Annotated in this window: 23 protein-coding genes and 1 riboswitch; of the genes, 14 read left to right on the forward strand and 9 right to left on the reverse strand. The window is 61.3% G+C overall.

The features are described from left to right. Complete coding sequence (locus EGJ09_RS25150; protein WP_125925067.1) at positions 1-411, reverse strand: hypothetical protein; 411 nt, start codon at positions 409-411, stop codon at positions 1-3. Between the two features lie 187 nt (positions 412-598). Between EGJ09_RS25150 and EGJ09_RS25155 the strand changes: the two genes are divergently transcribed. Continuing rightward, positions 599-889 carry a helix-turn-helix domain-containing protein gene (locus EGJ09_RS25155; RefSeq protein ID WP_256658463.1) on the forward strand — a complete coding sequence of 97 codons (291 nt, stop codon included), beginning with the start codon at positions 599-601 and terminating at the stop codon, positions 887-889. 225 nt (positions 890-1114) lie between these two features. On the opposite strand, the gene EGJ09_RS25160 is transcribed toward EGJ09_RS25155, so the two are convergent. Next, positions 1115-1342, reverse strand: a complete 228-nt coding sequence (locus EGJ09_RS25160; RefSeq protein ID WP_014861405.1) for a hypothetical protein — start codon at positions 1340-1342, stop codon at positions 1115-1117. A 128-nt stretch (positions 1343-1470) separates the two neighbouring features. Between EGJ09_RS25160 and EGJ09_RS25165 the strand changes: the two genes are divergently transcribed. Together EGJ09_RS25165 and EGJ09_RS25170 are read left to right on the forward strand one after the other, a co-directional pair. Beyond that, a complete protein-coding gene (locus EGJ09_RS25165) occupies positions 1471-2409 on the forward strand; it encodes a LysR substrate-binding domain-containing protein (protein ID WP_125925069.1) in 939 nt (312 codons plus the stop codon). Positions 2410-2416: 7 nt separating this feature from the next. Next, positions 2417-2761, forward strand: coding sequence for an MmcQ/YjbR family DNA-binding protein (locus EGJ09_RS25170; protein WP_371316860.1), 345 nt, complete (start codon positions 2417-2419; stop codon positions 2759-2761). Positions 2762-2788: 27 nt separating this feature from the next. Here the strand turns inward: EGJ09_RS25170 and EGJ09_RS25175 are convergent, their stop codons facing one another. Further along, complete coding sequence (locus tag EGJ09_RS25175; protein ID WP_125925071.1) at positions 2789-3217, reverse strand: DUF1294 domain-containing protein; 429 nt, start codon at positions 3215-3217, stop codon at positions 2789-2791. Between the two features lies 1 nt (position 3218). Then, positions 3219-4049: an undecaprenyl-diphosphate phosphatase gene (locus EGJ09_RS25180; RefSeq protein ID WP_012314606.1), complete on the reverse strand. Its 831-nt coding sequence runs from the start codon at positions 4047-4049 to the stop codon at positions 3219-3221. A gap of 300 nt (positions 4050-4349) precedes the next feature. On the opposite strand from EGJ09_RS25180, the gene EGJ09_RS25185 reads away from it, so the two are divergent. The 10 genes from EGJ09_RS25185 to EGJ09_RS25230 all read left to right on the forward strand — a co-directional run bounded on the left by EGJ09_RS25185 (position 4350) and on the right by EGJ09_RS25230 (position 15266). Next, a complete protein-coding gene (locus tag EGJ09_RS25185; RefSeq protein WP_125925072.1) occupies positions 4350-5984 on the forward strand; it encodes a methyl-accepting chemotaxis protein in 1635 nt (544 codons plus the stop codon). Between the two features lie 124 nt (positions 5985-6108). Next, positions 6109-6687 carry a nicotinamide riboside transporter PnuC gene (gene pnuC / locus EGJ09_RS25190; protein WP_125925073.1) on the forward strand — a complete coding sequence of 193 codons (579 nt, stop codon included), beginning with the start codon at positions 6109-6111 and terminating at the stop codon, positions 6685-6687. Next, a complete protein-coding gene (locus tag EGJ09_RS25195) occupies positions 6684-7235 on the forward strand; it encodes an AAA family ATPase (protein WP_125925074.1) in 552 nt (183 codons plus the stop codon). The genes pnuC and EGJ09_RS25195 overlap by 4 nt, the downstream gene beginning before the upstream one ends. Positions 7236-7532: 297 nt before the next feature. Beyond that, complete coding sequence (locus EGJ09_RS25200; RefSeq protein ID WP_115274707.1) at positions 7533-7970, forward strand: hypothetical protein; 438 nt, start codon at positions 7533-7535, stop codon at positions 7968-7970. Between the two features lies 1 nt (position 7971). Then, positions 7972-8550 (forward strand): adhesin, encoded by a 579-nt coding sequence (locus EGJ09_RS25205; RefSeq protein WP_115274706.1) that lies wholly within the window; start codon positions 7972-7974, stop codon positions 8548-8550. Between the two features lie 48 nt (positions 8551-8598). Next, positions 8599-10086: a heme utilization protein gene (locus EGJ09_RS25210; RefSeq protein WP_125925075.1), complete on the forward strand. Its 1488-nt coding sequence runs from the start codon at positions 8599-8601 to the stop codon at positions 10084-10086. Positions 10087-10153: 67 nt separating this feature from the next. After that, entirely contained in the window at positions 10154-10834 is a 681-nt protein-coding gene (locus EGJ09_RS25215; protein WP_115274704.1) for a C39 family peptidase, read from the forward strand. Positions 10835-10866: 32 nt separating this feature from the next. Then, positions 10867-11610, forward strand: a complete 744-nt coding sequence (locus EGJ09_RS25220) for a hypothetical protein (protein ID WP_125925076.1) — start codon at positions 10867-10869, stop codon at positions 11608-11610. Between the two features lie 46 nt (positions 11611-11656). After that, positions 11657-12937, forward strand: a complete 1281-nt coding sequence (locus tag EGJ09_RS25225) for a transporter (protein WP_125925077.1) — start codon at positions 11657-11659, stop codon at positions 12935-12937. 133 nt (positions 12938-13070) lie between these two features. Continuing rightward, positions 13071-15266, forward strand: coding sequence for an LTA synthase family protein (locus EGJ09_RS25230; protein WP_125925078.1), 2196 nt, complete (start codon positions 13071-13073; stop codon positions 15264-15266). Between the two features lie 51 nt (positions 15267-15317). Here EGJ09_RS25230 and EGJ09_RS25235 read toward each other — a convergent pair whose 3' ends face one another. Then, positions 15318-16643, reverse strand: coding sequence for a sigma-54 dependent transcriptional regulator (locus tag EGJ09_RS25235; RefSeq protein ID WP_125925079.1), 1326 nt, complete (start codon positions 16641-16643; stop codon positions 15318-15320). Between the two features lie 341 nt (positions 16644-16984). Between EGJ09_RS25235 and EGJ09_RS25240 the strand changes: the two genes are divergently transcribed. Beyond that, positions 16985-17251, forward strand: coding sequence for a hypothetical protein (locus tag EGJ09_RS25240; RefSeq protein WP_012314620.1), 267 nt, complete (start codon positions 16985-16987; stop codon positions 17249-17251). Positions 17252-17364: 113 nt separating this feature from the next. Here EGJ09_RS25240 and EGJ09_RS25245 read toward each other — a convergent pair whose 3' ends face one another. The 4 genes from EGJ09_RS25245 to cobW all read right to left on the reverse strand — a co-directional run bounded on the left by EGJ09_RS25245 (position 17365) and on the right by cobW (position 23868). Then, positions 17365-17955, reverse strand: a complete 591-nt coding sequence (locus EGJ09_RS25245; RefSeq protein ID WP_125925084.1) for a VWA domain-containing protein — start codon at positions 17953-17955, stop codon at positions 17365-17367. Positions 17956-18032: 77 nt separating this feature from the next. Further along, the gene (locus EGJ09_RS25250; RefSeq protein ID WP_125925080.1) at positions 18033-19034 is read right to left on the reverse strand and encodes an ATP-binding protein; all 1002 of its coding nucleotides are present in this window, start codon (positions 19032-19034) and stop codon (positions 18033-18035) included. A gap of 1 nt (position 19035) precedes the next feature. Next, positions 19036-22797, reverse strand: coding sequence for a cobaltochelatase subunit CobN (gene cobN / locus EGJ09_RS25255; RefSeq protein ID WP_125925081.1), 3762 nt, complete (start codon positions 22795-22797; stop codon positions 19036-19038). 3 nt (positions 22798-22800) lie between these two features. After that, the gene (gene cobW, locus EGJ09_RS25260; protein ID WP_046786111.1) at positions 22801-23868 is read right to left on the reverse strand and encodes a cobalamin biosynthesis protein CobW; all 1068 of its coding nucleotides are present in this window, start codon (positions 23866-23868) and stop codon (positions 22801-22803) included. Between the two features lie 98 nt (positions 23869-23966). After that, positions 23967-24177, reverse strand: a riboswitch (cobalamin riboswitch). Positions 24178-24274 lie beyond the last annotated feature (97 nt).

Below are 24274 nucleotides of genomic sequence, written 5' to 3' on the forward strand. Positions count from 1 at the left end.
TCAGTGCTCCGCTTTAGACCAGAGCGTCTTGGCCGAAGCATTCGCGAACTCTTTCGGATAAATTTTTCCGTCACTCAGCTCATACAAGTATTTGGGACCGACTGACCGGATCTCCTTCAGATCCTCCATAAGCCAAGAGTCACTTCCGTTCATCCACGGCGGAGAAACCAGCTGGATACTTCGGATGAACGCATCCGGGGCATCTCTGGTCGCTAGCCCCAAGAGATAGGGTGCGATCGGAACCATGAGCTGCTGGAAGCTGACGACCTCCTCATCATCGGTAGTTTCGTAGGTGACGTAGAACCATTCATGGTTCGATGTCTGAGAAATGTAGGCCCATCGGTGGGTGCCCTCCTCAGGTACGAAATAGATGCTGGGCTGCAAACGGGCTTGGTCGTTAGTTTCGAACATATTATTAGCTACCTTATCGATGATCAGAATGATGCATCAGCGACCGGAGCCATCGCTGGGCCATCACCTGGCGTAGGTTGGAGCACCAAAAACGGCACGGAAACGCGAAAAAAGCAGGAACAGGAATTATAGTTCCTGTTCGTTCGCGAACGCAACGTGTTGAATACTCGCTTTTGGGCGATCACGAATGGACTACAACGAAGCTTTTGGAAGCGTTTTCCGCTCCCTGCGACTGCATAGAGGGCTCACCCAAGAGGCGTTCCAACCCATAGCAACCGATCGTTATATCCGTAACATTGAAAAGGCTAAGCAGACCCCAACCGTCGACATGGTACGTGCGCTATGCGACAAGCTAGGAGTCAGCCCTGTCACGTTGATGGCTCTGGCTGAGTCGAAACATAAAGAACAAAATCTAGAAGACTTGATGAAAAACGCGACTACAGAAGCTCGTGACATTAATAAAAATATTTCTTTATGAGTAAATTTTAGATTTTTATATGCTTTGAAAAAGTGATGCCCATTCAATGTGAAAATCGCCATGCATCCATTCCGTTCACCAGCCAGATTTAGAGGGCGCGTGGGGACGCAGCAACTTACAGGTCACTAGGGTCTAATCAACGAAATTAGCCGCTCTCATTGCATATACAATCAAATCAGCCAGAAAAAGTGTTCCTATAATAAAGAGAAATGGCCTGACGAAGCTCTACTCAATGCGTTCCAGCGACTCAGCAATGATGTGAGCGTCATCGATCGAGTCAACCAAGGCCTGCAACTGCTTGAACGTGCCATCGGTGCGGAGCGACACCTCGACATCTGGAAAGCACTGATCAGGCTGAAGGGTGCAGCATTCGATGCGGTGTTTGAGGGTCAGTGCCCCTAGGAAAGCGAAAACGTCGCCTAGGCATTCGGCTCTGAAGGTGTATGTGTTCATGATTTTCTTCCTGCAACAGGATGGTGGCTATGCTGATTTCTGACGATGCTGGGCCATTAGCGGCAGGCTGAGGCCGAGGAGCCTCATTTTGCCCATGGTCAAAATGGATTTAGGTGATTTCTCTATTTATGTCAGTCAGTTACGCTGGATTTGACCTTGGTAATCCCCACAAAAAAAGCTATCTCTTCTACTTCGTTCGCGTAGTCGAAGCCGGTGGCTTCGCCGCCGCCGGGCGCCAGCTGGGCATCCCCAAATCGCGTCTGTCGCGGCGCATCGCCGAACTGGAAGAGCGGTTGGGCACGCGGTTGCTGCAGCGCACCACGCGCCAACTGAAGCTCACCGCGGTGGGTGAACGCTATCTGCACCATTGCCAGGCCATGCTGCTGGAAGCCGAGGCCGCTGACGAGGCGGTGGCCAGCATGAGCAGCGAGCCGCGGGGGCGCTTGCGGGTGTCCTGCCCGGTAGCGTTGGCCCATGCGTTCCTGCCGGACGTCATCAGCCGATTTCTGGAGCTGTACCCCCAGGTGCAACTGGACATGGTGTTGCTCAATCGCCGTGTCGACCTGATTTCCGAAGGCATCGACGTTGCCCTGCGCGTGCGAGAGCTGGGCGACGAAGACCCGGCGCTGGTCACGCGCCGGCTGCGTCAGGCGCAGATGCAACTGGTGGCCGCTCCGGGCTTTGCCGATCATGTCCGTGAGCCGTCCGAGCTGGCCTCCTTACCGGTACTGGGCGCTGCTGAAGCAGACAGGCTGGTGCATTTGCGCCTGCTGGGGCCCAATGGTCGCCAACAGGAAATCGCCCTGGAGCCACGGTTGGCCATCGATGATTTTGTGGTGCGCAATGCCGCCGTACGTGCCGGGCTGGGATTTACTGCGTTGCCGAGCATGTTCTGCGAGCATGAACTCGAACGCGGGGAACTGGTGCGGCTGCTGCCGGACTGGTCGCTACCGGGGGGCTATCTGCAAGCGGTTTACCCGCATCGGCGAGGTTTGCTGCCTGCTGTACGGGTGTGGATCGATCATCTGGCAGCATCATTCGAAGCGTGTGGAGACCGCTATGTCTAGACAGACCATGACCGAGGAACAGGTGGCGGCGTTCTGCCTGGCGCTGCCCGGCGCACGAGAAGACTACAAGTGGGGCGGTATCCGGGTATTTTCGGTGGCCGGTAACAAGATGTTCGCAGTACTCGATCTGGCGGGGGCTGGCTTGTCGTTCAAGGTGGCCGATGAGCTGTTTCTGGGCTACTGCGACAGGCCAGGCGTGCGCCCGGCACCGTATCTGGCACGGGCGCGGTGGATCAGCATGGCGCCGCCCTACCCCATGGGCCGGGAAGAATTGTGTGACCTGCTGCAGCGCTCGCACCAGTTGGTGGTGCGGCGGCTGGCGAAGCGCTTGCAGGTGGGCCTGCTGATGTGAGGGCCCGCGAAAGGCAGTAAGAGGCCATCACCTCAGAGACAGTACATGCCCACCCAGAAACAGGTGATCAACCCAGAACACTTGATGCAGCAATACAATCGCCCAGAACACTATCTGGTAAGAGGCCTTGCGTGTCTTGTGCCGGTAAAGCTGCTGGGCGATCAGCGCACCTGGCCAGCCACCCAGCAGCTCACTGGCATGCAGCACCTTCTCTGGCGTGCGCCAGGCCTGGGTACGGGCCTGCTGCTTGTCCTGCCAATACAGCAGAACTGTAACCAGGCTTACAGCAGGGTAAATCGCCAACGGCAACCATGACTGCCCGCTCCAGGCCATCTGCGCCGCGCCCGCCAGCGGCAGCAGGCACAGCACCCCAAGCATCAGCAGCTTGAGGCGTACATTGCGTACGCCCTCTGCCTTGCGCGCAGCACGCCGTTCTGCCGTTTGTGTCCGAGCCATATCAGCCGTGCGCCGTCGACCAGTCGACCCAGCCGAACTGCCAGGTGGCCAGGATCAGCAAACCGAAAGCTATGCGATACCAGGCGAAGGCCGCATAACTGTGGTTGGCGATGAACTTGAGCAGGCCGCGCACTGCGATCATGGCGAAGATGAACGAAGTCACGAAGCCAATCGCGAACACTGGCAGATCGCTCGGCTGGAACAGGTCACGGTATTTGTAACCCGAGTACACGGCCGCACCGACCATGGTCGGCATTGCCAGGAAAAACGAGAACTCGGTGGCTGCCTTGCGCGACAGGCCGAACAGCAGGCCGCCGATGATGGTCGAGCCGGAGCGCGAGGTGCCCGGGATCATCGCCAGACACTGCACGAACCCGATCTTCAAGGCATGCGACCAGCGCATGTCATCGACGTGGTCGACCGCCACGCTGTGGGTGCGGCGCTCGGCCCAGAGCATGATCACACCGCCGATCACCAGCGCCGTCGCCACGGTGATCGGGTTGAACAGATATTCATGGATCAGGTCGGCGAACAGCACACCCAGCACCACCGCCGGCATGAACGCCAGCAGCAGGTTGGCGGTGAAACGCCGCGCCGCCGGCTGGCTTTTCAGCCCGAACACCACATCGAGGATCTTGCGCCGAAACTCCCATACCACCGCCAGGATGGCCGCCAACTGAATGATGATGTTGAAGGCCATGGCCCGTTCGCCACCAAAGCCGATCAGGTCAGCAACGATGATCTGGTGACCGGTACTGGAGATCGGCAAAAATTCTGTCAGTCCTTCGACCACGCCCAAGATGATTGCCTGAAAGGCAGTCCAAAAATCCATCATTCCCCCGGTTGGAGCGCTGCTGCTTGCAGGCCCCTTGTTCTTGATTTGCTTGTGATTGCCGCATGCGGCGCGGCCTTTTTACAGCGTCAGTTGGGACCCGTGCCAGTAGAAAAGTTCACGTGGCCTAAAGGTTTCATCTCGCGCGGCCGAAATCCTAGCAGAGCGGCTTTGCAAAGGCTTGCCCGGCATGCGGCATCACAGCCATTAACTAGCACTTAGCCATTAGTCGGGTTTGGCCAAGCGCCAAAGCATGCTTGGATGCACCTTCATAAAAAGAACAATGCGGGAGTGCCGTTCATGAAGACCTTGAGGTCAATGTCGATCAGCCGCCGTTTGTGGCTGATACTGCTGGTTGCAGTGGCAATGCTGGTGATGCTCGGCCTGCTGATGCTGCGTCAGATCCATGGCGACCTGTACCAGGCCAAGGCGGAAAAAACCCGCCATGTGGTGCAGACCGCTGCGGGCGTGCTGGCGTATTACCAAGGCCTGGAGGCCGCAGGCACGCTCAGCCGCGATGCGGCCCAGCAACAGGCCCTGCAGGTGGTACGTGCGCTGCGCTACGACCAGAACGACTACTTCTGGATCAACGACCTGGCGCCGAAAATGGTCATGCACCCGGCCAACCCCAAGCTCGACGGCCAGGACCTCTCCGCCATTCGCGATCCTGACGGTTTCGCCGTATTCAACGAAATGGCTGCCCTCGCCCGCAGCCAGGGCGCAGGCCCGGTCAATTACCGCTGGCCCAAGCCTGGTGCCAGCGAACCGGTGGCCAAGACTTCTTATATTCAGCTGTTCAAGCCATGGGGCTGGATCATCGGCTCTGGCGTGTACATCGATGATGTGCAGGCTGAATTCGCCCGCCAGTTGCGCCATGCCTCGCTGGTGGGCCTGGGTATCGCCCTGCTGATGGCTCTGGTGGTCATGCTCATCGCCCGCAGCATCGCGCGCCCGTTGCAGGAAGCGGTACAGGCGATGGGCAACATCGCCAGCGGCGAAAGCGACCTGACCCGACGCCTGGATACCCATGGCCGTGACGAAATCACCCACTTGGGCGAGCACTTCAACCGTTTCAACGGCAAGCTGCAGCGTGTGGTCGGCCAACTGCAGGGCGCGGCGCACTCGTTGGCGCAGTCCGCCGGGCATGTCGGTGACAATGCCGGTGCCGCGCAAAAACGCAGCGCACAGCAATCGATGCAGATGGACCAGGTGGCAACAGCGGTCAACGAGGTGACCTACGCGGTGCAGGACGTGGCCAAGACCGCGGAGCAGGCTGCAGGCGAAATGCGCGCAGCGCAGCAGCAGGTGGAGCACGGGCAGCAAGCGATCCATGGCAGCCTGCAGCAGATCGACCGGCTTTCGGCAACTATCGAGCAGGCGGTACAAGTGATCCGTGACCTCGCCGGGCACAGCACGAAGATCGGCGGGGTGCTGGAGGTGATACGCTCGATCGCCGAACAGACCAACCTGCTGGCCCTCAATGCGGCCATCGAAGCGGCCCGCGCCGGCGAGCAGGGCCGTGGCTTCGCGGTGGTGGCTGATGAGGTGCGGCTGCTGGCCCAGCGCAGCGCGCAATCGACGGCAGAGATACACACCATGATCGAGCACCTGCAAGGTCAATCGGACGCCGCGGTCAAGGCCATCGACACCAGCAGCGAAGCTTCGCGCCAGACAGTCGAGCAAGCCCGGGAGGCTGGCTCCAGCCTGGACGCCATCAGCCAGGCGCTGCACAACCTCACCGTGCTCAATGCCACCATTGCCAGCGCGACCTTGCAGCAGTCGCATGTGGTTGAGGAGATCAATCGTAATGTGCTGGACACCGCCGGGTTGTCGCAACAGACCGCCGATGCAGCGCGCCAGTCCAGTGATGCCGGCGTGGCGCTGGGGCGCCTGAGCGAAGAGTTGGAGCAACTGCTGCGCCAGTTCCGGGTATGAGGACACTCGTGGGAGCCGGCCCGTCGGTTCCCACTGGCATGCGCCAGCACGTGGTGCTGGCCTTCTACTCCTTCCTGCGCCCACACGCTACAATCGCGCCCCTTACCCTCTCCAAGGATCGCCGATGTCCGGCCTCGAACTCATCGCCGCCGTGCTTGGCGTCACTGCCGTCTGGCTCACCGTCAAACAGAACGCCTGGTGCTGGCCTATCGGCCTGGTGATGGTGCTCATTTATGGCTGGCTGTTCTTTGAGGTGAAGCTGTACTCAGGGATGCTGCTGCAACTGGCCTACGCCGGTTTGCAGTTGTACGGCTGGTGGCAATGGAAACGACCAGACCGGGTAGAGGACGCACGCGCAGTGTCGCGCCTGCCCGTGAAGGCTGTGTTCACCGGGCTGGCAGCGGGCCTGGTGCTCAGCGTTGCCCTTGGCGCAGCCATGGCCCACTGGACCGACGCCGCTCTGCCCTGGATGGACGCTACGCTGACTGGCTTCAGCTTGGTCGCGCAGCTGTGGATGGCGCAAAAGCGCCTGCAGTGCTGGCCACTTTGGTTGGTGGTCGACGTGGCCTATGTCGGACAGTACCTGCACCAGCAACTGTATTTCACGGCAGGCTTCTTCGCCGTGCTGACCCTCATCGCCGTGCGTGGCTGGCTGGAATGGGGCCGTGATCCGGCGTTGCAGCCAAGCAAGGTGCAACCATGAAGGTCCTGGTACTGTGTGGCCCGGAGTCCAGCGGCAAAAGCTGGCTTAGCGGCGAAATCCAGGCGCACTTTGGCGGTGTGGTGGTCAGCGAGTACGTGCGGCATTTCATCGACCAGCACTGCCGCGACACCTGCTACGCCGATATCACCCCCATCGCCCGCGGCCAGTTGGCCTGGGAAGACCAGGCCCGGGAGATGGCGCCGCCGTTGCTGATCCTCGATACCCACCTGCTCAGCAATATGCTCTGGAGCCAAGCGCTGTTCCAGGCTTGCCCACCCTGGCTTGAACAGGCCTTGCTTGCACGCCACTACGACCTGCATCTGCTGCTCAGTCCGCAAGGGGTTGACTGGGTTGCCGATGGCCAGCGCAGCCAGCCCGACCTGGCTGACCGCCAGGCATTCTTCGATGACAGCCTGCAATGGCTGCAACGCCATCGGCAAAGGCTGCAAATCATTGATGGCCACTGGCCCCAGCGTAGCGCCTCAGCATTACGTGCCGTGCAACAGCTGCTGCTGGGCTCAGCGCCACACTGCCCCACCGAGTGTTAAACCGGTGATACACCACGCTGGGCGTTGACCCCCGTATTTGCGCACTTCCCCACCAATTGCGGGGGGAGTGTCAAGCAGGTGAGACATTGTTGAAAAGAGCGCTGCGGGCAACGTGCATAGCGGGCAAAACGGCGAGCGGCGGCAAATCTGTCTCAGCGCTGATACAACAACTTCCAGCCGCTCCCAGCTAGATTCTGCAAACCACTGAATTCAAAGCCTTTTCCAAAAGCGGCACGCCTCCTGCTCTCCTCCTCGCAACGCTGAACTAGGCCAGCGCTCGAAGAAGGAATCGCCGTCGTGAGCACACTGGATAAAGGCATTACCCGCCTCCTGCTTGTCGGTTGCGTACTGGGGGCAGGCATGGCGCTGCCGGTCCAGGCCGACAACGGCATCATCGTCATCACCCGCGATGTACAACCTCGGATGGCGATACGTGCGCCACTGGCGCCTGACCCCAACCCCACTACCGCCAACGCCAACCCATCCGCATACGTGCTCAAACAGAGCAACGAATTGAGCGATGGCGACTTCGCCAACATCACCAGTGGCACGGGAATCTCTTCGCTGATCACCCAGCAGACCGACAACTTGGGCGGCAACATCAGCAACCAGAACCAGCTACCGAACCTGGCAGCAGGCCGTGGCACAGGCTCGGGCAACGGTATTTCCAACATGGTCAACTCAAGTGTTCAGCGTGGCCTCGCCCCTCTGCAGATCCTTACCGGAGGCAAATGAGATGAGGCAGACGCTGTCTATCATGGCCGTGTTGTTCAGTGCATCGGCCCTCGCCCAATCCCCCGTTCCTGTGCTCAACCATGCCACCATCGACAGCTCCGGCGCGCAATACCAAGGCAACTTCAGCGTAAACCAGGCCGCCGGCGACCGGCAGCAACAGGCCAATGCCCGGGCTTTTGCGATGGGCCACGGGGCAGATGCAACCACGCAGATTCGCCAACGCCAGCAGTCGATCGTCGACCCCAACATGGGAGCCACCGCCAGCATTCAGGGCGACGCCTTCAGCCATGGCAGCGGCGCTCTTGGCGTCAACCAGAGCGCAGGCGCCAGCACCCAGCAGGCCAATGCCCTGCGCATCAGCATCAGTACACAACCGCAAAGCATCGATGACAGCGTCCTGTTGCAGCAGAACGTGGCGCTGATCAACAGCTCCGATCCAACTGATACCTCACCCGGCTATCGCCAGGTCACTACCGGTGACCAGGCATTCACCGGTAGTCGCGGGGTCATCCAGCTGAATCAGAGCGCCGGGGTGGGCAACCAGACGGCAAACACCCTGAGCGTACGGGTCGCGAACTGACCCAAACAGGTGAGAACAACACTTAACCTAAAAAGACGGAGAAACACCATGAAACCCTCGATGGCAATCAAGCCTCTGGTTTTCGCAATTGCTGCGGTCATGGCTGTTGCTGCACAAGCGGATCAGAACGACAGACGTGGCAACGGCCACAACCACAACTACACACCACCGGCAAAAGCCGTGTACACCAGTGCCACTGCTGAAGCGACCGACATTCAGAGGAGCACTAACAACAGCATCCGCAACGAAGGCACCATCAACGAAGCCGAGATGAGCAGCTCCGGTACTGGCGCAAGTGGCAACGTGGGCGTCAACGTGGCAGCCGGTAACGGCAACCAGCAGGACAACGCCGCGGCCATCGCCAACACGTCGTCCGACAATGCCGACATCGACAACAGCTTCGTCTTCGGCACAGCCACCGCAACCGCCGATGTTGTCCAGCGCAGCAACAATAACACCGTCAACAACTGGTCGACCCAAAGCTCCGCGGTCATGAGCGGCTCGGCCGATGGCAGCAGCGGCAACATTGGTATCAACGTGGCTGGCGGCGACCTGAACCAGCAGAAAAATACCATGGCCATTGCCAACAACAGTGCCGGTATCGGTAACTCGACCGCCACCGCTTCGGCCGATCAGAATGGCCCTGGCCTGGAAGTCAACAACCGCGCCGACCGTACCTATACCGTCGATACGTTGACCTTCACCACCAGCAAGAGCGGGTCGTCCTCGCGTAGCGGCTCGTTCGATGCGAGCGTCGACAAGAGCTCCAGCTCGAGCTTCAGCGTGGCTGGCTCCAACAGCAGCAGCGCCAGCGGTTCGAAGAGCAGCAGCGCCAGCGGCTCTAGCAGCATGAGCGCCAGCGGCTCCAACAGCAGCAGCGCCAGTGGCACCAACAGCATGGCTGCCAGCGGCTCCAGCGGTTGGGATGCCAGTGGTTCGGCCAGCCGGGACCACAGCTCTTCGTCTAGCGCTTCGCTGAACGCCTCGCTCGATGCCAGCATTGAGGGCAGCGCCTCTTCCTCCGAAACGTTTGGTCGCTTCGAGCGTTCTCGCAGCTCCGACTTCGATGCATCGCTCAACGCATCGCTTGACGCCTCGGTGGACAAGTCGCATGACTCGGCCAGCAACTCGTCGTTCGACAAGTCCTACAACTCGTCCTTCGACAAGGCGTATGACTCTTCGTATGACCGTACCCGTGACTCGTCCTATGACAAGTCTCGCGATACCGCCTACGAGAAGGCACACGATTCGGCATGGGAAAAAGCGAGCGCTTCGGCCTACGAGAAAGCTGGCGAAAAAGCGTCGGAATCTTCGGACAGCATCTCGAAGAGCTTCAGCGAGTCTAGCGAGTTTGCGCTGAGCAACACCGTGTCGTTCCAAGTGCTGACCCCGACCGGCTGGGCCAACCCTGTGACCAACACCGCGACCCTGAGTGGTTCGGTCAATGGTGGCAGCGGCAACCTGGGCGTCAACGTGGCAGCAGGTGTGGGCAACCAGCAAAGCAACTCGCTGGCCATCTCCAACACCTCGATGTAACAACTGCGGCCTGGAGGCCCCCTTCGGGGGGCCTCTTTCTAACAAGAAAAAGCAGGGGGCGTCGAACATGCGCATGATCGCCTTGGCAGTGTTGCTGAGCATGGCCGGTGTCAGCGAAGCAGCCCAGATGCCATTGTCTGTGCTACCGGGTGGCGCGGTGATCTACAAACCCATCCAGAGCATCCGCGAGCGCAAGTTCGCTGACTTGGTACAGCAGAAAACCGACTTCAGTTGCGGCGCCGCATCTCTGGCAACCATCCTGCGCCAGGCCTACTGGCTTGACGTCGACGAACAACACGTGATCGAGGGGATGCTGGCACACGCTGACCAGGATCTGGTCCGCACCCAAGGCTTCTCGATGCTCGACATGAAGCGCTACGTGGAAAGCCTGGGCATGCGTGCCCGCGGCTACCGGGTAGCCCCGGACACCTTGCACAGTATCCGCATACCGGTAGTCGTGCTGCTGGACATCCGCGGCTACAAGCACTTCGTGGTGATGCAGAAAGTCGATAAAGGCTGGGTATACGTCGGCGACCCGGTACTAGGGCACAAGCGCTTCAAGATCGATGACTTCGTCAAAGGCTGGAACGGCATCATCTTCGCCGTCATCGGCCAAGGGTACGACAAGAACAATATCCTGCTCGATCCGCCGCTGCCGCTGAGCGCCAAGAACCGTGTCAGCAACTTCACCCCGGTGCAGGACGCCGAGCTGATGGACTTCGGCTTCATCCAAAGCGATTTCTTCTAATGACAATGGGCAAGACGCTCCGGGAGCATCCCATGAAGACTTCAATCTGGCTGGCCGCCATTTGCCTGGCCGCCAGCCTTCCGACACAGGCAGAAACGTTCAAACCGATCGAGCTGAAGGATCAGGAACTGGCCAACCTGCGCGGGCGCTACGTTATGCCTGGGCGCATCGTCAGCTTTGGCATCGTCATGACCAGTACCTGGCAGAACGCCAACGGTGAAGTGATTGGTGCAACCTCCGCGATGCAGATCCAGCAGTCGACCATCAAGCCGCAGTTCTATGTGTCGATGATCAATGAAAAAGGTACAGGCAGGCCGCAATCGGGCAGCGCCGGCACCGGTACCGTCACCGGCGGCGGTGGCCTGAACAGCACTGAAGGCGTAACCCAGGTCGTGCGTGCTGCCGGCGATTACAACACCGCCCATAACGATGTCGACATCAATGTCACCAAGGCCAACGAAGCGTCAGCGACACAACCCCAAGGCCAGGCCCTGGCCGCAGGTACCACGCTGGTCGGCGCCAATGGCGCAGGCTCGCTGAGCGTTACCTCCAGTGGCCGCGGCGTGCAGCTGAACATCATCGCCAGCAACAACCAGGGCAACACCGTGCAGCGCCTGGGCCAGGGTGGCCTTATGCAGAACACTACCCTGCTCGGCACCAGCAACCGCGTCAGCAACCTGACGTCGCTCAATGTGGTGCTGCGTGACGCGCCCACAGCCGGATCGATGGCCCCAAACCTTGATCAGCTCAAAGGCCTTCGCAATCTCGGATACTGATCTACGCTCAGTCTCATCGTATGTAGTCAGAAGGGACGGCTAACCCATGCACCGTTTGTTGACGTTCAGAGTTATCGTTTGTTTGACAACCTTGGCCCCGGCCACTCTGCTACAGGCGGCAACCGACCCACAGGTCGAAACTCTCAAACAGGAACTGATGGCGCTCAAAGAGCGCTATGAAGCCCAACAGAACGCACTGATGGTACTGGAACAACGCCTGCGCCAGGTGGAGGAGGCGCCGCGAGCGCCAGCGCCCAAACGCCTGACAAGGTCCCCCGCCGAAGGCGTCAAGGGTGGGCAAACCGTGGCATCGGGCGCTCCCGGGACCACCGGCAGTTCCTATGGCCAATCGCTGCAGGATGATTCGGAACCTGCGCAAAGTGTGTCCAACCTGTACGACGAAGCCAGCGGTTTCTTCGGCGGCGGCAAGTTCAGTGTCGAAACCGGGCTGACCTACACCCACTACGACACGCGCGCCTTGACCCTTAACGGCTTCCTCGCCCTCGATTCGATCTTCCTCGGCAACATCAACATCGACCGCATCAAGGCAGACAACTGGACGCTGGACCTGACGGCACGCTACAACGTCGATCAGCGCTGGCAGTTCGACATAAACGTTCCCATTGTCTACCGCGAATCGACCTACTCTTCCGGCGGTGCGGGGGGTGCTGCCGGTGTCAGCTCCGATGGTACCGTTACCCGCGACCCCGCCCTCGGTGATATCAACGTCGGCGTGGCCTACAAGTTCCTGGATGAGTCGGAGAACTGGCCCGACGCAGTCGCCACATTACGCATCAAGGCGCCCACCGGCGACGACCCCTATGGCATCAAACTCATCCCGGTCGCCGGTAATGACAACCTGGCTGTCCCTGAGGACCTGCCGACCGGCAACGGTGTCTGGGCGATCACGCCCGGCATCTCGCTGGTCAAGACCTTCGACCCGGCCGTGCTGTTCGCCAGCCTGTCCTACACCTACAACATGGAGGACTCGTTCAGCGACATCAGCCCCACGGTCAACACCAAGGTGCCTGGTGACGTGAAACTGGGAGACTCTTGGCAGATCGGCGGCGGTATTGCGTTTGCCTTGAACGAGAAAATGAGCATGTCGTTCTCGGTCACCGATCAGTTCTCGAGCAAGAGCAAGATCAAACCCGACGGCGGTGACTGGCAGTCAATCACCAACAGCGACTACAACGCGGCGAACTTCAACATCGGCATGACCTTCGCGGCCTCCAACAACCTGACCATCGTCCCGAACCTTGCCATCGGCCTGACCGATGATGCCCCTGACTTTTCCTTCAGCCTGAAGTTCCCTTACTACTTCTGACGTCACTGTAACCGGGCTCCCGGCGGGCCCGGCTTTTGGTAACCAACCCTTAAGTCAGCCGCTTTCATGACCCCACCCTGCTATGATTGCCCATACATTTGTGACGTTTTAACGGCAATCAAGGAAAGTTTTCGTGAAAAACCCGCACGGCCATCCGCATACCCGGCTCGTAGCCCTTGCGACCCTGGTAATAGTGATACCCCTGGCTGCGCGCACCCTGCTGGGTTGGTCCAACCCGCTTGGCTATCTTTCGGACCTTGCCTTGGGCAGCCTGCTGGTGCTGCTGTTGTACCGCAGGCCCTGGTGGCTGGCCACGCCCGTGCTGCTGGCGTGGGCTGCATTGTGGGTCGCTTCGGCAGAGCTGGTCAGTGCAGTGGGCCGGCTGCCTACCAGTGCCGACCTGAGTTACCTGTTCGATACACAGTTCATGGAAAACTCCACCGACGGCGGGCTTGCCCATGCCTGGCTGCCGTGGGTCATGGGCGCTGGCTTGCTGGTTTGGGCGCGCTCTGCCTGGCGCAGCCGCACAACGCCTGACGCACCGCTGGGCCCCAAGGCGCTGGCCATACCGTTGACGTTGTTTGGTTTGCACTGGGGCGCTCAGCATCTGGCGCCGTCCGACGCCGATCAGTGGCGCCAGTACAACCTTCCCCATCAGCTCCTTTCCGTCGGCGTCGGTACGCTGCAGCACAAGGCACTGAGCTGGGCCGGGCAAACGCAACCGATCACCCCCCTTCCCACTGCCGGCCTGACCCAGTCAGACCTGAACGGCCAGAAGTTGCCAAGCGGGCGTGCCCGCAACCTGCTGGTGATCACCCTCGAAGGCATCCCCGGCGCCTACGTGCGGCCCAACCGTCAGGCCCTGCACAGCCGTTTTGATGAAAACCTGATGCCCAACCTCAGCCGCTGGGCAGAGCGTGGGATGAACACGCCAGACTACGTATTGCATACCCACCAGACCATTCGTGGCCTGTATGCGATGCTTTGCGGTGATTACGACAAGCTGGCCAACGGTACGCCAAAAGGTATGGAACTGCTCACCCAGCATCAGCGCAACCAGGCTTGCCTGCCAGCCCAGCTGCGCCAGGCCGGCTTCACCACGCATTACCTGCAAGGCGCTGGCCTGCGCTTCATGGCCAAGGACCGCATCATGCCGCACATCGGTTTCGACTCGGTGCACGGCCTGGAATGGTTCAGCAACGAGAACTACCTGCAATTCCCCTGGGGCAAGGATGACCGCGCGTTCTTCGAGGGCGCGCTAGACTACGTGGGCCAGCTCAGGCAACAAGACCGCCCCTGGATGCTTACCCTGCTGACCGTGGGTACCCACCAGCCATACTCGGCGCCCGCTCAATACCTGGAGCGGCATGACACAGCCAAGCAGGCTGCGGTGGCTTATCTGGATGACGCAATCGGTGCATTTCTCGACAACCTCGAACGCCAAGGCGTGCTTAAAGATACGCTGGTCGTAATAACCTCCGACGAGTCCCACGGTATCGACGGCGTGCGCCTTGCCTCCTCCTGGGGCTTCAACCTGACCTTGGCCCCGGAGCAGGCGCAGCTACCCCATATCAAACATGGCACCTATGGCCATATCGATCTGGCAACGTCCTTGCTCGATTATTTCGCCCTGCCAATACCTGCCGCCTTGGGCGGCCGCTCGCTTTACCGCGATTACGATACGGGTCGCGAGATGATTTCCTACACCAACGGCATGTTGCGCTACCACGATGGCCGGGGTGTATTCACCGAATGCGACTTCCAGCAGCGCTGCCGCCGCTATGCCAGCGAGGGCTTCATTGCCGAAAAGGCCAAGTACCTCGGCGCTGGTGACAGCCGACTCGGTGCTCAACTCGGCGCCCTGGCCGGCGTGCTGGATCAGTCCTTGCTGCAGACGCCGCTCAACCTGCGCTATCAGTTCGGCGGCCCCTCGCCCATCCAGTTGCAAGCGCGAATTCGCGATGACTGGGCCGATAACCTGATTGGCGCCCAGTACCTGGAGATGCCTGGGGGGTCACGCACACGAGTACGGGTCAAGGTACGCGCACTCGATCCACAGCATGCCGCCTATATTCAACTCAAGGCCAAGGAACTGGAGCAGGATGTGCCATTGGGGCTGCCTGACGAAATTCGTGTGACTGCCGCCGAGCCGCTGGAGATGGAGTTCGGCTTCGACAACCCGACGCAGCGCAAGGCGTTTTCGTTCCACCTGCTGGGGTATGGCGCAGGGGAAGTCGAAGTCAGCGATTTCAGTGTGATCACGGCACTGCCAGGCGAAGAGGAGACGGCCGAAGAGGGTTCGGACGGGCATATCGCTCAGTCGAGCTGATCGGCTCTCTGTGGGAGGCGGCTCCCAAGGTAGGCGCCGCTACAAAAAAATTCAGCGAATCTGGTGCTTGTGCAATAGCCGATAGAACGTAGGCCGTGATATTCCGAGCACCTTTGCGGCAAAGCTCAGGTTGTTGCTGTGCCTGTTGAGCACATCACACAAGGCCTGACGTTCTGCCCGATGCTTGTAGTCTTCCAGGGTACCCAACGGCAGATCTTCCTGTTCCAGTACATGCAGGCCAAGGTCTTGAGCCTCGATCTGTCGCCCTTCTGCCAGCACCAGCCCCCGACGCACCCGGTTGGCCAGCTCGCGCACATTGCCCGGCCAATTATGGCGGCCCATTGCAGCCAAAGCGTGGTCACTGAATGTGCGCGGCCTGCGGCCTGTTTCCAGGCTGTAGAAATGGGAAAAATGGTTGGCCAGCATCGACAGGTCACCATGCCGGTCTCGCAGAGGCGCTGTCACTACCTGCAAGACATTGAGCCGGTAGTACAGGTCTTCGCGAAAGCGGCCTTGTTCGATGGCACGCTCCAGGTCCACGTGCGTCGCCGCCAGCACCCGCACATCGACCGGTATCGGCTGGTTTCCACCTACCCGCTCGATGTGCTTTTCCTGCAAAAACCGCAGCAGGTTAGCCTGTAGTTCCAACGGCAGGTCGCCAATTTCGTCGAGGAACAAGGTGCCGCCATGGGCTGCTTCGATACGGCCGACCTTGCGCTGGTGGGCGCCAGTAAAAGCGCCCTTCTCATGCCCGAACAGCTCCGACTGGATCAGGTGCTCGGGTATCGCACCGCAATTGATGGCGATAAACGGCATTTCGCAGCGCTGCGACTGCCGATGCAGGGTGCGAGCGACCAGTTCCTTGCCTGTACCGCTTTCCCCGCGTATCAGCACGGGTGATTCGGTTGGGGCCAGCTTGCCCAGCAGTTTGCGCAACTCGAGAATCGGCCGGCTGTCGCCGAGCAGCTCGTCCTTGAGGCCATCGATCGGCACGGTGCCCTTGCCCCGCAAGCGGGCCATGCCAAACGCGCGCCCCAAGGTCACCAGAACCCGAGACACATCGAACGGCAAGGTATGGAAGTCGAAGAACCACTCGCAAACGAAGTCACCCACATTCTGAATTCGCAGTTGTTCGGCGTTGAGCACCGCGATCCATTCGGTGTTGCTGCGCTTGATCATGTCCTTGACTGCATCCGGGTGTCGCAAATGCGAATCCTGCAAGCGCAGCAGGCCAATATCGCAACGGTGCTCCAGCGCCAGGTCAAGGCTACAGCTGTGAACATCCCAACCGGCGTTTTCAAGACCGGGCAACAGGCGGTGGCAATCGTCGCAGGGGTCGACGATGAGCAAGCGACGAAGGGATGCGGTTTCGTGCATGACCGTTCCTTGGCGCCAGATTATGGTTTTTTACGAGAAAACAGTAAGTTGCGGCGCCCATTTAACAGTAGCAACGAACTTGACGCTGCCCACTACCGTCTGTCCGCCCATTTCTGACGGTTTTCGGGCATTCGGGAATTTTTCGTAATAAACGGCGTCACAGGCGGCGCAGGAAACAAAAAATGTGTGCGTCGTAAAAAAATTTACAACCACTGTGTGACTTCACCCCTAACTTGGAGCATCAGTACAAATAACCCCGCGCTGCGGATCGCGACAACCTGAAGCGATAGCAGTTACGCGGACTTGAATTTCGATGTTTGGGACCATAGAGAGACCGAACCATGAATGCCCCGCTCCGTGTCAACGAAGCACTGCTGATCGCCGACCACGCCTTCGAACCCTTCCAGTGCGTCGCCTGGGATGCACCCAACGGTACTGGTGAGCTGAGCCTGGCAGTGATCGACCGGACCAGCACCCGTATCGGCAGCAAGCAAGTGTCTTCGCGCATCTATTCCGACCCGGCCCAGTGGGCCAGCCTGATCGAAGAAGTGCGCGCCGAACTGTGCCAGAAAGGCTATGCCCTGCAACCTTGGTCGATGCCCAAGTAATATCAGAGTTTGCGTGCAAGTGCGTGTTCTACACGCACTTGTGCAACTTTCCAGTGCCACTCAGGCAACTTGCACAACTGCGACAAAGTGTCGCCCCACCCTCGCGCAGTGCATCACTCTTTTAGCCTGAATTGCTCGATATGCTGATAGTGTGCTTGTAATTGCGTGGCAAGTTGCCGTGCCCGCCCCAGACGAACCGGCGCCATTTCCATGTCCACCAATAGTGTGGCACAGGGCATCGGCTGCAGATCATTTGAGCGCTGCAGACGTCCATCGGTGAATACCAGGCAGCGCTGCTGCTCCTGTGGGTGGGCTTTTTGCCTTGCCTGCAGCCAGCGTCTGCCCTGCTCCAGGGCTGCGATCAGCGGCGTACCGCCGCCAGCACCCAATGCGTTCAACCAGGGTTGCAGTGACGCCGAGGCTTTCAGGCCATGACGCTGCCACTGCGGTGCACCGCCGCTGGCGGTCAGCAAGGCTAGTCGCGCACGCTGGCGGTAAGCCTGGTCAAACAACTCTGCCAGCAGCCCTTTACTCTGTGCCAGTGCCTGGTGCCGGCGGGTGGAGGCCGAAGCATCGACGATCACCAGCCACAGCTGGGCAGCACTGCCTTGGCGCTGTTGCCAGCAAAGGTCCTGGCGCACGCGTGGTCGCCCTTTCAGCAAAGTAGACAGCCAGGCCACGCGGCCCTTCCCCGCTGCACGCACGCGGCCACGGCTGGCACCGCTCAGCTTACCGACCCGGGGCAAGGCATCCGCCACATTAGTGCCTGGCGGGCGGATGCTCAGGGCTTTTTTGCCCAGTTCGGCACCTCACGCCGGGCACCGTTGGCCACAGGCTGCGCAGGCAGTGCGCCCCAATCACCCTGCCCGCCCTGGCTATGCCCATCGCGACCGCCTGCCTCGGGGGGCGTGGAAGGTGGTGCCACCTCTGGCGGTACGCGGCGTCGATGGCGCAATGCGAATTCCGCGACCGCATCGACATCAAGCTCCTCGATCGCCTCGCCACCGCGCCAGGCACAATGGGCGCGGGCGGCACGTAGCCAGACCAGGTCTGCACGCAGGCCGTCGACCCCAGCGGCGAAACAGCGCTCGGTGATCCAGGCCAAGGCCTGATCGTCCAGCGCTATCGCTGCCAGCCCCTGACGCGCCGCATGACAGCGTTCGCGCAACTGTGCCTGAGCAGCGGCCCACTGTTCACAGAACGCCAGGGGGTCGGTGTCGAATGCCAAGCGACGACGAATGATCTGCTGGCGCGCCTGTGGCGCGGGCAAGCCATCGAGCACCACATTCAGACCGAAGCGGTCGAGCAGTTGCGGACGCAACTCGCCTTCTTCGGGGTTCATGGTGCCAATCAGAACGAAACGGGCACTGTGGCGGTGGGAAATGCCGTCACGCTCTATACGGTTGGTGCCGCTGGCAGCCACATCGAGCAAAAGATCGACCAAGGTGTCGGGTAGCAGGTTGACCTCATCGACGTACAGCACGCCGCCATCAGCCTGGGCCAGCACCCCTGGCGAAAATTGCGCCTTGCCCTGCCCCAGTGCCGCATCGAGGTCGAGCGTGCCGACCAGCCGTTCCTCACTGGCGCCCAGCGGCAGGGTGACGAACGGCCCCTCACCGAGCAGGTCGGCCAAGCCGCGAGCCAAGGTACTTTTGGCCATGCCACGCGGGCCCTCGATCAGCACGCCGCCGATTTTCGGGTCGATTGCGGTCAGGCACAGCGCCAGCTTCAGGTCGTCTGCACCGACCACGGCCGCCAGGGGAAATTGCACGGGTTCACTCATTTCAAGCTTGTTCCTCGCCGTCGAGCAACTGCTCCTCAAGGGCTTCGCGGTATTCACCAGGCGCTTCCCAGAGCCCGCGCTGCTGGGCCTCCAGCAATCGCTCGGTGAGGTCTCGCAAAGCCTCGGGGTTATGCTCACGCATGAAGTCGCGGGTCGCCGGGTCGAGCACATAGGCATCGGCCAGCGACTGATAATGATGGTCATCGATCAGGTGTGTGGTGGCATCGAAAGCGAACAGGTTGTCGACCGTCGCCGCCAGTTCGAAGGCCCCCTTGTAGCCGTGCCGCTTGGCCCCGTCGATCCATTTGGTGTTGAGGGCTCGGGCGCGAATGACCCTGTTCAGTTCCTCCTTGAGGGTGCGGATACGCGGCCGATCGACCTGGCTGTGGTCGCCGTGATAACTGGCCACCACCGCGCCGCTCAAGGTTTCGGACGCCGCCAGCATGCCACCTTGAAACTGGTAATAGTCGTTGGAATCGAGCAGGTCGTGCTCATGATTGTCCTGGTTCTGCAGCACCGCCTGGACCTGGCCCAGCCGCCTGGCGAACTGAACACGCGCCGGGGTACCTTCGTCACTGCCACCGTAAGCGTAGCCGCCATGGTTGAGGTACACCTCGGCCAGATCGTCCCGGCTATGCCACAGGCGGCCATCGATTGCATTCTGCACCCCGGCCCCGTAGGCGCCGGGCTTGGCGCCGAATACCCGCCAACCGGCCTGGCGTGCAGCCTGTTCGGCCTCCACCCCTTCAGCCTGCAGCGCCGCTCGCTCGGCACGCACCCGCGCCGCCAGGGGGTTGAGGTCATCCGGTTCGTCCAGCGCCGCTACCGCCTGTACCGCGGCATCGAACAGGCGGATCAGGTTGCCGAAGGCATCGCGGAAAAAGCCCGAGACACGCAGGGTCACATCCACCCGTGGGCGATCGAGCAGGCTCAACGGCAGGATCTCGAAATCGTCGACACGCTGGCTACCGGTAGCCCATACCGGGCGCACGCCCATCAGCGCCATGGCCTGGGCAATATCGTCACCGCCGGTGCGCATGGTTGCAGTGCCCCACACCGAAAGGCCAAGCTGGCGCAAATGGTCGCCGTGGTCCTGCAAATGGCGCTCGAGGACCAGGTTCGCTGAGGCGAAACCCAGGCGCCAGGCAGTCGTGGTGGGCAGGTTGCGTACATCCACCGTATAGAAGTTGCGGCCCGTGGGCAGTACATCCAGGCGACCGCGGCTGGGTGCTCCGCTGGGGCCGGCTGGTACGAAGCGCCCCGCCAATGCTGCGAGAAGGCCATTGATCTCGGCCGGCCCGCAGGCATCCAGGTCTGGAGCTACCTGCTCCTGTAAGGCCTGCACCACCTGACGTACCGGCTGCCATTGCGCCTCGTCGGGCAATTGCAGAGCGCCGCCCAAAGCTTGCTCGATCACCTGCAGAGCCAGCAGTTCAAGGCGTTCCCGGCTGTCGCCAAAGGTACGCCACGGTGCTTCGCTTACGGCCTGCAGTAGCGCCGGGCGCGGTCCCGCCCAGTTTTGCCCCAGGTCACAGTCCAATGGGTCGAAGCCCAGCACCAAAGCCTTGGCGAGTGTGCGCAACAAACTGGCGTTACCACCCCGACCATCACCGCGCTCGACCCGAAGCAAAGCCAGCAAGGTGTCGATCCGCAGGCGGGCTTGCGGAGACTGGCCAAATACGTGCAGGCCATCACGAATCTGTGACTCCTTGAGGTCGCACAGGTAGGTATCCAGGCGTGGCAGCCACACGGCGGCGTCGTCCAGTTGCCCTTCTAGCTGCAGCTCGCGGTCGATGTGGTTGGCCTTGACCAGCTCGAGGATGTCGCGCTGCAGTTCACGGGCGCGGCGCGGGTCGAGCATCTGCGCTTCGTAGAACTCGTCAGCCAGCTGTTCAAGATGGCGCAACGGGCCGTAGGTTTCGGCTCGGGTCAACGGTGGCATCAGGTGGTCGATGATCACTGCCTGCGTGCGGCGCTTGGCCTGGGCACCCTCGCCCGGGTCGTTGACGATAAACGGGTAGATGTTCGGCAGCGGGCCGAGTAGCGCATCCGGCCAGCACTGGTCAGACAGGCCGACGCCTTTGCCGGGCAGCCACTCCAGGTTGCCATGTTTGCCCACATGGATGACCGCATCGGCGGCAAAGGCGTGGCGCAGCCAGAAATGGAATGCCAGGTAGCCATGCGGCGGAACCAGATCCGGGTCGTGGTACACCGCACTGGGGTCGACCTGGTAACCGCGTGCCGGCTGGATGCCGACGAACGTCATGCCATAGCGCAGCCCGGCCACCATCAGGCGGCCGCTGCGGTACATCGGGTCCTGCTCGGGCGCCCCCCAGCGTTCCAGCACAGCCTTGCGGTTGGCTTCGGGCAGGCGCTCGAAAGCGGCCTGGTAATCTGCCAGGCTCAGGCTCTGGGCGCAGGGGCGCTGGTCGAGGTGATCGAGATCGTTGGTGACGCCGCCGAGCAACTGGTGAATCAATTGGGTGCCGCTGTCCGGCAGTTCGCCCAGCGGGTAGCCTTCAGCCTGCAGCGCCTTGAGAATGTTAAGCGCCGCCGCAGGGGTATCGAGCCCAACACCATTGCCGATGCGCCCGTCCCGGGTCGGGTAGTTGGCCAGCACCAGCGCAATGCGCTTTTGCCCATTGGGCAGGCGCGCCAGCGCCACCCAGCGCCTGGCCAGCTCGGCGACAAAATCCATACGCTCCGGATGGGCGCGATAGCACACCACGTCAGACTGGCTGCGCTCGCTGCGCCAGGCCATGTCCTTGAAGCTCACCGGCCGGGTAATGATGCGCCCGTCCAGCTCGGGCAAGGCAATGTGCATGGCCAGGTCGCGAGCGCCCAGGCCTTGCTCGCTGGCTTCCCAACCGGGTTGGTTGTCTTGCGCACAGATGGCCTGCAGCACCGGTATGTCCCGGCGAAACGGCCGCAGGCTGGGACGCTCCGGACTGGACATGGCAAAGCCCGTGGTATTGATCAGGACCTCGGCGCCCGCTTCGTCCAGCCAGTTTTCGACCTGTTCCAGGCAGGCGCTTTCCTTGAGGCTGGCAACGGCGATCGGCAGCGGATTGAGGCCGGCCGCCTGCAGGCGCTGGCAAAACACGTCGATGAACGCGGTATTGGCTGCCTGCAGGTGCGAGCGGTAGAACAGTAGCGGCGCTACCGGGTGCTCCGGGTGCCACTGGGCGTACCAGTCCTGGAGCGTGGCATTGGGAGTACCCGGGTGATACACCGAGGTGCGTGGCAACGGTTGCGGTGCATCCCAGCTGTAATCGCGGCCCAGCCACTGGCTGGCCAGGTACTTGAACAGATTGACGGCGTTGGCCTTGCCGCCCTGACGCAGGTAGTGCCAAAGGCGCTCGGCTGGCTCTCCAGTGACGGTGCCAAGCCCGGTCAATTCCGGATCGGGGCGGTCGTCACCGGGCACCAGGATCAATTGCACGCCGCGTGAAGCCAGTTCGACCAGTTGTTCCACCCCATAGCGCCAGTAGCCGACGCCACCGTGCAACGACACCAGGATCACCTTGGCGTGGCGCAGCACCTCGTCGACATACAGGTCGACGGAGGCATGGTTCTGCACCTGCATGGGGTTGACCAGGCGCAGGCTGGGGTAGTCGTCCGGCAGTTGCTCGGCGGTTTCGGCGAGCAACGCCAAATGCGAGTCGCCGCTGCAGAGGATCACCAGCTCGGCGGGTGTCTGGCCGAGGTCGGCGATGCTGTCGTCCGGCACGAAGCCGCCGGGCTGGGTCCGCAGCAGGTGCATGGGTCAGGCGCCCAGTGCCTGGCGCAGACGCGCTTGCAGATGCGCGGCATCAAGGTCTTGGCCGATCAGCACCAGGCGGGTGATGCGCGGCTCATCGGCACGCCAGGCGCGGTCGAAGTGCTTGTCGAAACGGGTGCCTACACCCTGCACCAGCAGGCGCATCGGCTTACCGGGAATGGCCGCGAAGCCCTTGGCACGGAGGATGCCGAACTCCACCACCAGTTGGGTCAGGGCATCGAGCAGCAGCGCTTCGTCGGCCTCTGGCAGGTCGATGGAGATGGAGTCGAAGGCATCGTGATCGTGATCATCGTGGCCTTCACCGTCGTGATGCGAATCATGGTGAGTGCGGCGGCCATCGATGTGCGCCTCGGACTCTGCCCCGACGCCCAGCAGCACGTTCAGCGGCAGGCGGCCGCTGCTGGCCTCGATCACCTTGACCGCAGGCGGCAATTCTTCGGCCACTTCGGCGCGCACTTTGGCCAGGCCTTCGGCGTCGATCAGGTCAGCTTTGTTCAGTACCACCAGATCGGCACTGGCCAGTTGATCGGCGAACAATTCGTGCAGCGGCGACTCATGGTCCAGGTTGGGGTCGAGCTTGCGTTGGGCGTCGACCTGGTCCGGGTAGGCGGCGAAGGTACCGGCGGCGACAGCTGGGCTGTCGACCACGGTGATAACCGCGTCGACGGTGCAGGCGTTGCGGATTTCCGGCCACTGGAAGGCTTGCACGAGCGGTTTTGGCAGTGCGAGGCCGCTGGTTTCGATGAGGATGTGGTCGAGGTCGCCACGGCGCGCCACCAGTTCACGCATGACCGGGAAGAATTCTTCTTGCACGGTGCAGCAGAGGCAGCCGTTGGCCAGTTCGTAGACGCGGCCGCTGGCCTCTTCTTCGGTGCAGCCGATGCTGCACTGCTTGAGGATTTCACCATCGATGCCGAGTTCGCCGAACTCGTTGACGATGACTGCGATGCGGCGGCCTTGGGCGTTGTCGAGCATGTGCCGGAGCAAAGTGGTCTTGCCCGAGCCGAGAAAGCCGGTGACGATGGTGACGGGGAGTTTGGCCAGTGTTTTCATGTCGCGTTGCCCTTGGCAGGATGGCGCGGGCATGCGGGACGAAAGCCGCGGCCAGGCCGGCCGGGCTCGTTCGCCACCGGATCACCCCGCCCGGTTGATAGTCGAAAACGTTGCGAGGCAGGTCTCCTGGCTTGCACCGTTGCGGCCCTTTCGATCACGGGGCTGGCGGGATGACGCCTTCCCGCGCTTGGGCGCAGTGGCTGTGTCGATCCGTTACCGGTGCTTACAGTTGCGGGGGCAGCCGCGGCTTGTACCGCGTTCCCGTCTTAGCTTCGGCCTGGCCGAAGAACCTCGAAGCGGCAAGGCTACGCGGGGGGTGGCAGGTGGTCAACTGTTGGCGTGCACCACCCACGCCCCTCTCCAATTAACCCTGCTCTTGCTCTTGCTGTTGCTGTTGCTGTTGCTG

The sequence above is a fragment of the Pseudomonas sp. p106 genome (assembly GCF_003936645.1).
Taxonomy (GTDB): domain Bacteria; phylum Pseudomonadota; class Gammaproteobacteria; order Pseudomonadales; family Pseudomonadaceae; genus Aquipseudomonas; species Aquipseudomonas putida_E.

Coding starts and splice junctions, on each gene's coding strand:
- EGJ09_RS25225 (WP_125925077.1), top strand. CDS start 11,657: ATGCACCGTTTGTTGACGTTCAGAGTTATCGTTTGTTTGACAACCTTG.
- EGJ09_RS25175 (WP_125925071.1), bottom strand. CDS start 3,217: ATGGCTCGGACACAAACGGCAGAACGGCGTGCTGCGCGCAAGGCAGAG.
- cobW (WP_046786111.1), bottom strand. CDS start 23,868: ATGAAAACACTGGCCAAACTCCCCGTCACCATCGTCACCGGCTTTCTC.
- EGJ09_RS25160 (WP_014861405.1), bottom strand. CDS start 1,342: ATGAACACATACACCTTCAGAGCCGAATGCCTAGGCGACGTTTTCGCT.
- EGJ09_RS25165 (WP_125925069.1), top strand. CDS start 1,471: ATGTCAGTCAGTTACGCTGGATTTGACCTTGGTAATCCCCACAAAAAA.
- EGJ09_RS25215 (WP_115274704.1), top strand. CDS start 10,154: ATGCGCATGATCGCCTTGGCAGTGTTGCTGAGCATGGCCGGTGTCAGC.
- EGJ09_RS25155 (WP_256658463.1), top strand. CDS start 599: ATGGACTACAACGAAGCTTTTGGAAGCGTTTTCCGCTCCCTGCGACTG.
- EGJ09_RS25170 (WP_371316860.1), top strand. CDS start 2,417: ATGACCGAGGAACAGGTGGCGGCGTTCTGCCTGGCGCTGCCCGGCGCA.
- cobN (WP_125925081.1), bottom strand. CDS start 22,797: ATGCACCTGCTGCGGACCCAGCCCGGCGGCTTCGTGCCGGACGACAGC.
- EGJ09_RS25240 (WP_012314620.1), top strand. CDS start 16,985: ATGAATGCCCCGCTCCGTGTCAACGAAGCACTGCTGATCGCCGACCAC.
- EGJ09_RS25220 (WP_125925076.1), top strand. CDS start 10,867: ATGAAGACTTCAATCTGGCTGGCCGCCATTTGCCTGGCCGCCAGCCTT.
- EGJ09_RS25150 (WP_125925067.1), bottom strand. CDS start 411: ATGTTCGAAACTAACGACCAAGCCCGTTTGCAGCCCAGCATCTATTTC.
- EGJ09_RS25210 (WP_125925075.1), top strand. CDS start 8,599: ATGAAACCCTCGATGGCAATCAAGCCTCTGGTTTTCGCAATTGCTGCG.
- EGJ09_RS25180 (WP_012314606.1), bottom strand. CDS start 4,049: ATGGATTTTTGGACTGCCTTTCAGGCAATCATCTTGGGCGTGGTCGAA.
- EGJ09_RS25195 (WP_125925074.1), top strand. CDS start 6,684: ATGAAGGTCCTGGTACTGTGTGGCCCGGAGTCCAGCGGCAAAAGCTGG.
- EGJ09_RS25235 (WP_125925079.1), bottom strand. CDS start 16,643: ATGCACGAAACCGCATCCCTTCGTCGCTTGCTCATCGTCGACCCCTGC.
- EGJ09_RS25185 (WP_125925072.1), top strand. CDS start 4,350: ATGAAGACCTTGAGGTCAATGTCGATCAGCCGCCGTTTGTGGCTGATA.
- pnuC (WP_125925073.1), top strand. CDS start 6,109: ATGTCCGGCCTCGAACTCATCGCCGCCGTGCTTGGCGTCACTGCCGTC.
- EGJ09_RS25205 (WP_115274706.1), top strand. CDS start 7,972: ATGAGGCAGACGCTGTCTATCATGGCCGTGTTGTTCAGTGCATCGGCC.
- EGJ09_RS25250 (WP_125925080.1), bottom strand. CDS start 19,034: ATGAGTGAACCCGTGCAATTTCCCCTGGCGGCCGTGGTCGGTGCAGAC.